Consider the following 11,864-nt stretch of genomic DNA (forward strand, 5'->3'; position numbering starts at 1 on the left):
CCTGACAGATCTCATCTGTCAGGACTTTTTTCAGGTTAATTCCTTTTTGACCTTTCCATATTTTCCTCCGCCCCCCACTTCAAAAGAAAGCGTCCCTTTTCTGGCAGAATCGATGTAGACCGCCAATTTTTCAGGAACGATTTCCATTAGCTGTTCAAGCGTAACTTCATGAAGGATATTCATCTCTGTTCCAAATGCCACCAGCAGTTTTTCCATGGATTTAGGTCCGAGTCCCGGGATGAAGTCGAGTGGCACTTGATGGATATACGGCGGCCTTTCCTTTCCGTCTCTTCTGTCCATCCCGGAAACGGAGAGTTCTTCAATCCTGGACGATACCCCTTTAATAATGGATTTATTACCACACTCAGGACATTGTTCACTATCCCTCAATACCTGATGTAAACACCCTGAACATACGGTTTGATGATACTTTCCCAATAAGGGGTTCAATCCATAATTAACGGTCACCTTGCGATTCCCTGTTTCTTTAAGGGCTTTTGCCAGCTCATTGAAACTTGGTTCTTCAAGCAGGACTTTTTGATATTCACGAGCGATTTTCCCAAGCGAATGCGCATCGGAATTTGTTACGAATACATAGGGGTCCAACTCCTCGATATCCTTGACCATTTCTGTATCTGAACTTAAACCAAGTTCGATGGCATCAATTAGCTCCGGATCGAATACTTCAGTCAGACTGGATCGCACCCCTTTTCCATATAAGCTTTTAAATGGGGTGAAAACATGTGCCGGGATAAACAGGCCGCCCAGTGACTTCACGGTTTTTTGCAGCGTTCTTCCATCACAATAAATCCTTTGGGAGCTCAAGGTGATATTTTTAACATGTCCGCTCATCCATGAGGAGAATTCCTTCATCGCTTTTAAAGTGGGAAAATAGGCAAGGACATGGATCGGTCCATTACAATTATGATCATAAATTTCAATCTCCGAGCCCGGAATGATGGTTGTATTCTTGTACTGAAGTCCGCCATCAGTCTTTTCCGTGATTTCGCCATCAAGAATCCCCGCTTCGATCTCTTCGATAATTTCAGGAGAATGACAATCGATTATCCCGATTAGATCAAGGCCCTTCCTGTCACTTGCCACTTGCAGCACATTGCTGAAGGTTAACGTTTTAGCACCTGTTATTTTCACGGCCCTTCCGCTTCTCGTTCTGCCTATATGGATATGCAGGTCAGCGTAATACTCTTTCATTTATGATGTCATCGCCTTTTTCAACTGCAGATACTGAACTGCATATGCCGTTTTGGCATCCTGGATCTTCCCTTCATCCAGATAAGTTTGAGCTTCCTCCAGCGTAAGTTCAAGCATCTCGACGAATTCATCTTCATCCAGCGGTGCCGCATTTTCTTTCTTTTTCAAATTGTGGGCCACATACATATGGACCAATTCATCGGCGAAACCTGGGGATGTATAGAAGGATATGATGTGCTCCATTTTTTCACATTCATAACCTGTCTCCTCTTCCAGCTCCCGTTTAGCCGACAGCACCGGTTCTTCGCCTTTTTCAAGCTTCCCTGCAGGAATTTCCACCAAGCTTCTCTCCAGTGCTTTACGGTACTGTTCAACCATGATGATTTTATTTTCTGACGTTAGAGCTATGACGGCAACCGCTCCCGGATGCTTGATTATTTCACGTTTACCCGTTTTCCCATCAGGAAGCTCTACATCATCCACTTGCAGGCTGATTACTTTTCCTGTGAAGATTTTTTCCGAAGACAGTGTTTTTTCTTCAAATTTTTTCATCGTGACCACTCCTCTGTTCTAATTGCAGCATGATTCCTCATACATTTTACCATAATAGAGATGGAGGGCGATTTAATGAAAGTTTACGTATTGGAAAAAAGCGTTACTTTATCCGGAAAGAGCTGGGAAATCCTTCAAAAACTAAAGCAATTGCAAAATCAATATGTGTATGTCAATGATTGGATTGCCGACATTCACGATCAGGTGCCACCCACTCCCTTAAAACGGATCAAGTGAATTCTTTGAGTGAAATGGATTTCTCCTTTACAATGAATGTAAAGGGAGTGGATAACATGAAAAAACGCAGACTAGGAAATTCTGACTTGCTAGTTTCTGAAATCGGGCTTGGATGCATGTCATTGGGGACTGTTGAAAATCAGGCATCCGAAATCATACAGGCCGCTTTAGATGAAGGAATCAATTATTTTGATACGGCCGATTTATATGATTTCGGTATGAATGAAGAAATCGTCGGAAAGAATTTAAAATCGGTCCGCGATAAGGTATACATAGCCACCAAGGTCGGAAACCGCTGGAATGAAAATAAAGATTCCTGGAGCTGGGACCCATCCGGCGCTCATATTAAAACGGCAGTAAAAGATAGCTTAAAGCGATTGGGGACTGATTATATTGATCTTTATCAGTTACATGGCGGCACCATTTCAGACAATATCGAAGAAACGGTAGAAGCATTTGAAGATTTGAAAAAAGAAGGCTATATCCGATATTATGGAATTTCCTCGATTCGTCCGAATGTCATCAAGGAATTCACTGAAAAGTCTGAACTTGATTCCGTGATGATGCAGTTTAATCTGCTCGACCGCCGCCCAGAAGAGTGGCTGTCCCTTTTGGCCAACAAACAGATCAGCATGATCGCCCGTGGCCCCCTTGCCAAAGGGCTGCTCAGTGAAAAGATGCTTGAAAAGGCAAATGAAGATGGATACCTTGACTATAGCTATCACGAACTTAAAGATTTGCTTCCGCAAATAAAGGACAAACTTTCCGATAGGAAGTTGAATGAAACGGCACTTCAATATGTATTGTCCCATCAAAGCGTAGCTACCGTTGTTCCAGGAGCAAGCTCAGTACAGCAGCTCCGTGATAACTGCCAAGCTGCCAACAGCCCTTCACTGTCCACAACCGAGTTGGATATCCTGAAGCGGTTGACCAAAGTGAACAAATATGAAAGTCACCGGAATTAAAAAAGAAATGTCAGGACAAACCTTTAGGCTGCTCTATCTCCGTTTAAACAACGGGATAGTCAGCCTTTTTCCGTTCCATCTTTTTTTCGCCTTCTTTACCAATTTCAAGTTTCCGATCATTGTAATTCTTTCAAAACCCATTTAACGGTTTTAAACTTTTCATTGGACACCCCTATATTAATATTGTACAATTCAGTTGTGCACAATTAAAAATAAAAAGATAAGGGAGAAGAAATGATGACAAAAACATTATTTACAACGTCTGTAACAGTCGATGGGGGAAGAGAAGGAACGGCAATTTCTGCTGACGGCAACTTCACGGTTGATATTGCGATGCCTGGAACACCAAGAGCTAAACAAATGCCTGAAGCATCTAATCCGGAACAGCTTTTTGCAGCTGGCTATGCTGCATGTTTTGATAGTGCTTTGCAATCAGTTGGTAAAATTGAACGCGTTTCTTTCGATTCAAAAGTCACCGCAAGCGTCAGTCTATTGATGGGTGAGATGCATCAGTACAGCTTGGCTGTAACTTTGGCTGTGAAGGGATCCGGTGTCGACAAGGAGACATTCGAAACCCTTGTTCATAAAGCGCATCAAATGTGTCCTTATTCAAAAGCAATCAATGGCAATGTGGATGTCGCTTTTGAAATAGATGTAGACTAAATCCAATAAAAAGACGCTTGGAGGTTCCCAAGCGTCTTTTCTTTGCTAAAATTCCTGTAATGTTTTCAATAGTTGGAGCAGCGAAGCTTTTAAATCCTCGACCACCTTCTTGTCCTCACCCGACATTGCCGAAATGCGATCGGGAATGAAACAGGCATCTTCCTGTAAACCAAGTCCCTTTTCCTTCAACTTGATCATGACAGACCGTTCATCTTCAGTGGAACGTTCACGGACAATCAAGCCATTCTGCTCCATTCGTTTCAACATGGGGGTAAGCGTTCCTGAGTCGAGGGCAAGGAGTTCCCCAAGTTTTTTTACTGTAAGTGTATCCTGTTCCCATAATAGAAGCAGAACAAGATATTGAGGATATGTCACTTCAAGTTTATCAAGCAGCGGTTTATATTTCTTCGTCATTTCCCGCGAACTTGCATAAAGCAGGAAACATAATTGGTCTTCCAGTACTTTTTCTATTTTATTTTGCATCCTATCACCAGCTATTAGTAGTCCATCCGATATGAAAGCATATCGGACTTATCTTTAATATAATCGTTATACTTTCTAAAATAAAGGAATATCAGCAAGGAATAAATCTTCCTCAACAGAAAAAGGGCGTCAGCCCTTTTAAAACTGCTCCCTGCTCTTATTTATAATTCTTCCAGTTCAGATTGCTTTCACCCAATAGTTCTTCGAATGATTTATTCTTCTCCCGCCGCTTTCTTTCTTCACGTTTTTTTTCTTCTTCCGCTTCCCTTTTCTCTTGTTCAGCCTCATTAAGCTCTTTTTGCTTTTGACGAAGCTGGGACATGATATCTTGATTGATCATATCACCGAGTTTCAATGAAGATGAATCTTTATCTTGGTTTTTGCTTTGACTTTGTTTTCGCGGCTGTTTCTTTTTCATCCTTAAAACCTCCTGGCCATTTATGAAATTATTATATCACGACTGCCGTTTTCCTCATCATGGTTTTCAAACAGTGTTTTCCCATTTCCCTCATGGTAAAATAAAGTAAATCAATCGAGGAGGTCCTTTCATGAAGAAATGGTGGTTTACACTGGCTGGAATCCTAGCTTATATCATCGGCGTCGGCCTTTATTTTTCCAATCGGATCATGTACATGAAAAAGAAGGAAGATGGTTTTATCCAGAATCGTGAAATCATGGCTAAACGCCTGATCACGGAGGATTTCGATAATCTGCCTAAATCGGAAATTTGGGTATCGTCACCATCCGGATATTCCTTGAAATGCTTGTTTATCGAACCGCATGACTCCAAAAAGTGGGTGGTCATTTCTCATGGTGTGACGGAGAATAAAGTCAATTCGATTAAGTACATGAACATTTTTCTTAAGCGGGGCTTCAATGCGATCATTTATGATCACCGCCGGCATGGGGATTCCGGCGGCAAGACGAGCAGTTATGGACATTATGAAAAATTCGACCTGAAGGCCGTAATCGATGAATTGAAAAGACGTAAAGGGCCCGACCTTCATATTGGCATTCATGGAGAATCCATGGGGGCCGTAACACTGCTTTTATATGCCGGAATGCTTGAAGATGGTGCTGATTTTTACATTGCCGACTGTCCATTTTCGAACTTCGAGGATCAGATCAAACACCAGCTCAAGCATGAAGTCCCATTACCTTCTTGGACTGTATTTCCGCTCGGGCGTACGTTCATCAAACTCCGTGACGGCTATTGGACCAATGAAGTGTCCCCAATCGATTATATGAAAAATATCCGAAAACCCGTGCTGTTCATCCATAGTGAAAATGACAGTTTCATTCCCGCTTCCATGTCAGCGGAATTATATGCAGCAAAAGAAGGCCCAAAACAGCTGTACATCGCTAAAAAGGGGGCCCACGCTCAATCTTATAATGAAAATCCAAAAGAATATGAAGATCAAATCGATCAATTTCTAAAACTTGTCTGATAAGAAAGAGAGGGTATCCACGATCCCCTCTTTTGCTTTTAGTTAGATTTTATTAAAAAAGCTCATCCTCGGATTTAAGATTTGATTCGGACTTTTTAATTGAAAGCTGTTCGCTTCCGGAACAAAGTCTATTTTCATGACTTCATCAAGAAAAATCATTTTTGATTTCTCAACATATAGCGAAATTCCGTTCGTTTCCACTTTTTCGGTACCTTCTTCAGGTTCGTTGACCCACCATAGCGCCGTCACACCACTTACCACGCAGCCGCAGCCATCAGTATCATATTTCAACTGTAAATATCCTTCTTGTCCCTGTACCTTACCGGCTATTTTCTCAGCCGCTGTTTCCGTCCATTCAATATACATGATTGCTGCCTCCCGATGTCTTTGCATTCCCCCATTATAAACGATAAAAACGTTTCTGTTAACGAAACTGCCTGCTTCCTTATACAAGATCTGCCCTCATGGAAATCACTTTCCTCATGAACCGTTCTAACAAATGCCGATTCTTTTATGCCCTTTCATCACGATGCCGTTTCGAAAATGAAAGGCTGTCCCTTGGGGAACAGCCCTTCCGCTCATCATTCCATTATCCTTACATCCGCTATATCGGAAAGCCTGATATAGTGAGCCTGCTCAAACCGGTCAACGATATGAAGCTTTTGGGTGAGCTCATTATAATAATGGATCCTGCCGATTAACAGCTGATACCGATTTCCTTCATAATGAGCAATCGTGACATCCTTTCTTTCCTCCATCGCTTCCCCCATTACCGCATTCATTTCTTCCAGTTGCTGCTCATCCAGGATGCGCTTCGTTTCATATCCATCCTCCACCACCCAATCACGGAGCATCTTCACATGTTCCGGCAACATCATCGATGTCCATTTGATACGGCCGCGATCACGAATCATTCTTTTCCCCCCTTTCAAAGTCAGCCTTACGCCTTATGCCCACCAAGCAACTTGCTTCGGTATACGGCTGTACCCGCTTCTGTATACGAAACTGCACGTAGTAACGATTTGGCTCCATATTTGTGGCGAATTCGATCAACCGTGTAACTCAATTCCCGCTTCTTCCAGCGCGAAGCATCAAATAAAGTCAGCTGCATTTCATTATCATCCACAATATTCGAGAGTCTGACCTCTATGCTTCGAACCGTTTTTTGCTTATAGTTCTCATGGAAAAGCTCCAGGCAAACTTTATATAACTCCATCGTGATGTTGGTCGGTTCGTTAATCGAACGCGAACGATGGAAACCTCCGCCAAACTCATCCTTGCTGTAACCAATGCCTAGGCTCACCGTTCTTCCTGCCTTACGATGAGTGCGTGCCCTTCTTCCAACTTCTTCGCAAATTTCCAGCATGACCTGCTTTACCTCATGCTCATCCTTATAATCCCGCAGCAGGATTTGACTTTTGCCGAAGCTGACCTGCCCTTCGATGATCGCTGCCCCCATATCGGATAAATCTATTCCCCAGGCATGGTGGTAAAGCTGATTGCCCATAATTCCAAACTTCGCTTCAAGTAATTCAAGATCATAATTGGCAAGCTGCCCAACCGTAAATATACCCATTCCATGAAGGGTTTTTTCTACGCGCCTGCCGATCCCCCACATTTCACGAAGCGGGGAAATCGGCCAAAGTTTGCTTGGCACATCCTCATACTTCCATTCCGCAATCCCTTTATGTTTGGCTTCCAAATCAAGGCAAAGTTTTGCCATGAGCATGTTCGGTCCAATTCCAATGGCACAGGGGAGCTGTAATTCCCGTTCAATTTCATCTTTTATCTTTTCAGCTATCATGCGGGCATCTCCCCATAAAGAAGCAGCACCATCGACTTTCACAAAACTTTCGTCCACACTATATACATGAATCGCTTCTTTTGGCACATAACGGTTGAACAAGCGGGTGAGTTCCGTCGAAACCCTTAAATAAGTCGCCATTTTAGGTTCAACGACTACTATCCTCGGGTCATTTGGGATCTCAAACATCCGCGAACCTGTCTTGATGCCAAATTCCTTCTTCATCTTTGGAGAAGCCGCGAGCACAATGCTCCCTGTCCTCTTCAAATCACCAACCACCGCCAGATAACAATCAAGCGGGTCCAGACCAAGCATGACCGCTGAACAGCTTGCATAAAAACTTTTCATATCGATACACATAATTGATTGTTTCGGCATCGTCCCATAATCCATCATTTCTTCACCCTAACAAGAATATACGTTCGCTTTATTATATTCATAACTTTAACCGAATATACGTTCTTATTCAATGGAAGTTTTCATACAAATTTCTACTTTTTATTGTAATTTCCTTGAAAAATATAATGGATGCTAAAAATGGATAAAATACCAAATTTAAACTGAGTATCCATATTGTTTTCTTGAAAAAGCTCAATTGGTAGCTTGAATAATATCGAATAGGTCCATGTGCTCAGTTTTTTTAAATCCTCCCACCCTTTTCAACAGGCTTTCGTCTACTTAAAACTCAGTCTTAATGCTCATTTTTTGTAATGAAAATGTAACCAAAATTATGTCTAATTGTCATAATGGTATTGTAGGATAATATTGTTAAGAAATAATAGAGAGATAGATAGAGAGGAAATGAAAATTATGAAGAAATGGATCGCTTCAGCTGCTGTTGCATCTGCCATGATGCTAACCCCACTGCAAGCCTTTGCCAATATTGGAGACCAAACCCTCAGACCCGGAATGACACATAGCGATGTCAAACAACTTCAACAACTTTTAAAAACCAAAGGTTATTTCACATATACAGGTTCACTGACTACATATTACGGCACCTATTCTGTATCTGCAGTAAAAAAATTCCAAAAAGCCAAAGGGTTAACTGTCGACGGAATTGCCGGCCGAGGCACATTTAATGCGCTTGGTGTTTATAATGTCAATAATACTAGCTTGATCAGCTATGCAAAAACCTTAATAGGCAAACCCTACAAATGGGGCGGAACAACACCAACTGGATTCGACTGCTCAGGCTTCGTCTATTACGTATTCCAAAAATCGCAAGGAATCACCTTACCGCGTACTACATCATTACTTTATTCCAATACGGGTTTAAAAGTATCTTCACCAGCCAAGGGTGATCTTGTATTCTTTAATACTTCTGGAACAGGGGTATCCCATGTTGGGATTTATATCGGAAATGGTCAATTCATCAGTGCTACGTCTTCTAAAGGAATAACCATTACGGATATGGATAATTCTTATTGGAAACCAAAATATTTAGGTGCGAAAACTTTATAAAATCCAGGACAAACAGCCGGACAGAATTTCAAAGTGATTCAGTCCGGTTGTTTTATTTTATATATAATATTTCATCCGTTACATCCTCCACTGTCACAGTGAATGAAGAGTCCAAGTTGGAGCGGTTCATCATTTCGATATTATACACATGCTCTGATGGTAAATGGACGACTTCGAGAACCATGAATCGCTGACTTTCCGCTTTGCTGACATGATCGAGAGCAGCAATGACCGCCCTTTGTTCCGCTAAGCTATTTTCATCCGTCAAAACAAGAATCAATTCCGCTTCCGCTTTCCCAGGAAATGATTTCTTCACCCCGCCCCGGTGCCATGGTTTCACTTTCATCCCGATTTCCAGTTCGGAATAATCGAGGTCATTACCATGTTGATCTTGAATATATGTATCATTGGTCACCTTATAGTACGTCCCTTTAATCAAAATCCTCTTATCGTCAAGATCCGTAATGAAACCTTCTTCCCCTTTGTCAATGGATTCATCCATGTTCCAACCGGGGGATTGACAGCTGCCCAGAATGAAGGCGACGAATAAATATATATAAAGGTTTACAATCATCTTCACGAAAATCCCTCCTAATAGAAATAGACGGATTCCCCATGAAATAGTTACCCATTCAAATGATAACTTCGGTTAATACAAAAGGGGAATGTCATCGACATTCCCCTTTACCTATTATTGGACCATTTTTCATCTGGAATCGAAGAACTAGCCTACTTTTTGAAAAATGCTTTTTTCCCTAATGTTTCGGTGATCTTCGGAAACATGTTATACCATTTCCCAGCTAAATCCATCCAGCCAGGGAGATTGATTTCCCTCTTGTTGGTCAGCATCGCCGCTACGATTTTAGCAGCGACATCTTCAGGCTTAAGCATGAATTTTTCAACGTTCTTTAAGTATGTACCTGATTCATCTGCAATGTTAAAGAAATTCGTTTCTATAGGGCCAGGATTGACGGTGGTCACAAAAACATGATCTTCCATCAGTTCGAGCCGAAGTGCGTTTGAATAGCCGAGAACTGCGAACTTGGTAGAAGAGTACAATGTTGATTTAGGAGTGGCGATTTTACCGGCCTGTGAAGCGATATTGATGATATGCCCCGATTTTCTCTGCTTCATATACGGCAGAACCAGCTTTGTGCAGGCCATTAAGCCAATGACGTTGACAGCAAACATTGCTTTCGTTTCATTTAATTCCGTATCCTGCGCTTCTTTAAACGTGCCGAAACCAGCATTGTTGACCAACACATCCACTTCACCTATTTGCTCATGGATATCATTAAAAACATTTGTAACCTGGTCAGTGTCTGCAACATCAAGCATATAGGCATATGCATCAATCCCATACTGGGTGATCAGTTCATTCTTTAGCAGCAATAATTTATCCATGCTTCTGGCCAGGAGGACAAGACGTCCTCCCTGTTTTGCACTTTGTATGGCAACTTCCTTGCCAATCCCTCCGGAAGCACCGGTAATAACAATAACTTTACCTTGTAACTTATTCAAAAAAAGCGGCCTCCTTGCGAACATTAAGCGATTGAATACAGAATGACCCCTGATTGGATTTCTGTTTGGACTTCACCCAAGTCTTCTAAATAGTCCAGCTGACCGACCGTTTCCGAAAGTGTCAGGCCCACTTCCTGAAGGTACACTTTCGGAAACAGCTGCTGACACACTTCAAAGACAGATAAAGGCTTATCTTGAAGCATGCTTTTCACCTGCATGGCACGGTTATGCTGCCGCTCGAATCTATATTGAATCAAGTCTGCAACTGCATCTCCAGCCACTTCAGATCCATGTCCTGAGTAAACAGTGGATATAGGGAAATCCAATAATTTTTGAAGTGATGCATTATATTGCAGTAACGGACGAGGCCTCATGCCTCCAGGGAGTAAAGGTGGTTCCATTAATGGGTTAGGTGAAATCTTGGCGAGCAAGTGATCGCCAGCGATCATGACCCCGTCACTTTCCCGGTAAAAAGATAAATGGCTTTGCGCATGCCCTGGAGTCTCGATCACTTTCCAGCCTGGAAGACCAGGGAGCTCATCCCCCTCAGCCAAATATCCATGCAGCTTCCGTTCACTAAGGAAACGGATTTCGTCGCGGTTATGGATCAGTTTAGTTTGCAGCTCTTCTGCCACACCGAACTTTTTGGCATAATCAAGGAAAAAACGATTATGGGTTTCAAGAAACTCATCACTGATAGTAAGCCAGCGCTGATTATTTTTGTGTCCATAAACCGGGATATCCTTTTCAAAGAAATCGAGTGCACCAGCATGATCGGGATGATGATGGGTTAAAATGATTTGTTCGATATCAGGCAGTTTCAGACCCAAATCCCCAAGACCGTTAGTCAAGGCTTCCTTTGAATGTTTTGTTTTCACTCCAGTATCGATTAATGTTAAAGCATCCCCTTTAACGACATAAACATTCACATCACCCACTGCAAACGGCGTGGGCAAAGCAATTTTCGCAATATCTCCATTCCAATTCGCCATAATCTTTTCCACCTTAGAAAATTATATTTATATAAATCTTTTTATACGCTAACCAGGATTCTAAGTATAGTTATCATGTATAATTACCATTTTACATGTATTTTTAAATGATGTCATTATTTTCACATAATTCATGTCTATTTTTTATCGTCCATGCATATATTATCATTGACAGAGTACTGATATATCCTTCATAATCACAAGTAATTAAAGACGGCATGGCTTTGATTAAGGCCAAGTAAATGATTGATGGCGTAAAGAGAGTGAAGCTCGGAATGTGCTGAAAGGCTTCATCGCCCCCTCATTATTGAACCTACCTTATGAGCCTTCAGGAAAAACCTGACGTAATTCCCGCGTTAGAGGATTCAAGTGCAGCTTTTCTGTTTATTTATTATGGAAAAGTTGAACAAAGGTGGTACCACGGAAGCTAGACCTTTCGTCCTTTATTGGATGAGGGGTCTTTTTGTTTTTTATAAAGGCTCTTTTCGTAAAGATTGTTGTTTTTTAAACGAAACGATTTAAG

General features: G+C 41.8%; 15 protein-coding genes. 5 read left to right on the plus strand and 10 right to left on the minus strand.

Annotation, left to right across the window (positions count from 1 at the left end; all coding sequences use genetic code 11):
- Positions 1–30: 30 nt before the first annotated feature.
- Positions 31–1,212, minus strand: a complete 1,182-nt coding sequence (locus J7I90_RS13070) for an endonuclease Q family protein (RefSeq protein WP_214772126.1) — start codon at positions 1,210–1,212, stop codon at positions 31–33.
- Entirely contained in the window at positions 1,213–1,764 is a 552-nt protein-coding gene (locus J7I90_RS13075) for an NUDIX hydrolase (protein WP_214772128.1), read from the minus strand.
- 75 nt (positions 1,765–1,839) lie between these two features.
- On the opposite strand from J7I90_RS13075, the gene mciZ reads away from it, so the two are divergent.
- From mciZ to J7I90_RS13090, 3 genes are all read left to right on the plus strand, one after another.
- Positions 1,840–2,001 (plus strand): Z-ring formation inhibitor MciZ, encoded by a 162-nt coding sequence (gene mciZ / locus J7I90_RS13080; RefSeq protein WP_072273199.1) that lies wholly within the window; start codon positions 1,840–1,842, stop codon positions 1,999–2,001.
- Positions 2,002–2,057: 56 nt separating this feature from the next.
- Positions 2,058–2,966 (plus strand): aldo/keto reductase, encoded by a 909-nt coding sequence (locus J7I90_RS13085; RefSeq protein WP_048680187.1) that lies wholly within the window; start codon positions 2,058–2,060, stop codon positions 2,964–2,966.
- 237 nt (positions 2,967–3,203) lie between these two features.
- The gene (locus tag J7I90_RS13090) at positions 3,204–3,629 is read left to right on the plus strand and encodes an Ohr family peroxiredoxin (RefSeq protein WP_053535641.1); all 426 of its coding nucleotides are present in this window, start codon (positions 3,204–3,206) and stop codon (positions 3,627–3,629) included.
- A 45-nt stretch (positions 3,630–3,674) separates the two neighbouring features.
- On the opposite strand, the gene J7I90_RS13095 is transcribed toward J7I90_RS13090, so the two are convergent.
- Positions 3,675–4,112: a MarR family winged helix-turn-helix transcriptional regulator gene (locus J7I90_RS13095; protein ID WP_214772130.1), complete on the minus strand. Its 438-nt coding sequence runs from the start codon at positions 4,110–4,112 to the stop codon at positions 3,675–3,677.
- A gap of 157 nt (positions 4,113–4,269) precedes the next feature.
- The gene (locus J7I90_RS13100; RefSeq protein WP_034308173.1) at positions 4,270–4,530 is read right to left on the minus strand and encodes a YqkE family protein; all 261 of its coding nucleotides are present in this window, start codon (positions 4,528–4,530) and stop codon (positions 4,270–4,272) included.
- Positions 4,531–4,660: 130 nt separating this feature from the next.
- On the opposite strand from J7I90_RS13100, the gene J7I90_RS13105 reads away from it, so the two are divergent.
- Positions 4,661–5,560: an alpha/beta hydrolase gene (locus J7I90_RS13105; RefSeq protein ID WP_214772132.1), complete on the plus strand. Its 900-nt coding sequence runs from the start codon at positions 4,661–4,663 to the stop codon at positions 5,558–5,560.
- A 42-nt stretch (positions 5,561–5,602) separates the two neighbouring features.
- On the opposite strand, the gene J7I90_RS13110 is transcribed toward J7I90_RS13105, so the two are convergent.
- The 3 genes from J7I90_RS13110 to J7I90_RS13120 form a co-directional block, all read right to left on the minus strand.
- The gene (locus tag J7I90_RS13110) at positions 5,603–6,013 is read right to left on the minus strand and encodes an iron-sulfur cluster biosynthesis family protein (protein ID WP_311315202.1); all 411 of its coding nucleotides are present in this window, start codon (positions 6,011–6,013) and stop codon (positions 5,603–5,605) included.
- A 128-nt stretch (positions 6,014–6,141) separates the two neighbouring features.
- On the minus strand, positions 6,142–6,474 hold the full coding sequence (locus J7I90_RS13115) for a YolD-like family protein (protein WP_054400243.1): 333 nt from the start codon (positions 6,472–6,474) through the stop codon (positions 6,142–6,144).
- A gap of 26 nt (positions 6,475–6,500) precedes the next feature.
- Complete coding sequence (locus tag J7I90_RS13120) at positions 6,501–7,760, minus strand: Y-family DNA polymerase (protein ID WP_214772134.1); 1,260 nt, start codon at positions 7,758–7,760, stop codon at positions 6,501–6,503.
- Between the two features lie 414 nt (positions 7,761–8,174).
- On the opposite strand from J7I90_RS13120, the gene J7I90_RS13125 reads away from it, so the two are divergent.
- Entirely contained in the window at positions 8,175–8,828 is a 654-nt protein-coding gene (locus J7I90_RS13125) for a C40 family peptidase (protein WP_214772136.1), read from the plus strand.
- Positions 8,829–8,880: 52 nt separating this feature from the next.
- On the opposite strand, the gene J7I90_RS13130 is transcribed toward J7I90_RS13125, so the two are convergent.
- The 3 genes from J7I90_RS13130 to J7I90_RS13140 all read right to left on the minus strand — a co-directional run bounded on the left by J7I90_RS13130 (position 8,881) and on the right by J7I90_RS13140 (position 11,341).
- Positions 8,881–9,408: a DUF3221 domain-containing protein gene (locus tag J7I90_RS13130; RefSeq protein WP_214772137.1), complete on the minus strand. Its 528-nt coding sequence runs from the start codon at positions 9,406–9,408 to the stop codon at positions 8,881–8,883.
- Between the two features lie 149 nt (positions 9,409–9,557).
- Entirely contained in the window at positions 9,558–10,349 is a 792-nt protein-coding gene (locus J7I90_RS13135; RefSeq protein WP_251025253.1) for an SDR family NAD(P)-dependent oxidoreductase, read from the minus strand.
- 23 nt (positions 10,350–10,372) lie between these two features.
- On the minus strand, positions 10,373–11,341 hold the full coding sequence (locus J7I90_RS13140) for an MBL fold metallo-hydrolase (protein ID WP_214772139.1): 969 nt from the start codon (positions 11,339–11,341) through the stop codon (positions 10,373–10,375).
- Between the last annotated feature and the right edge of the window lie 523 nt (positions 11,342–11,864).

This window comes from Bacillus sp. ISL-57, from assembly GCF_018613135.1.
Classification (GTDB): Bacteria; Bacillota; Bacilli; order Bacillales; family DSM-1321; genus Peribacillus; species Peribacillus frigoritolerans.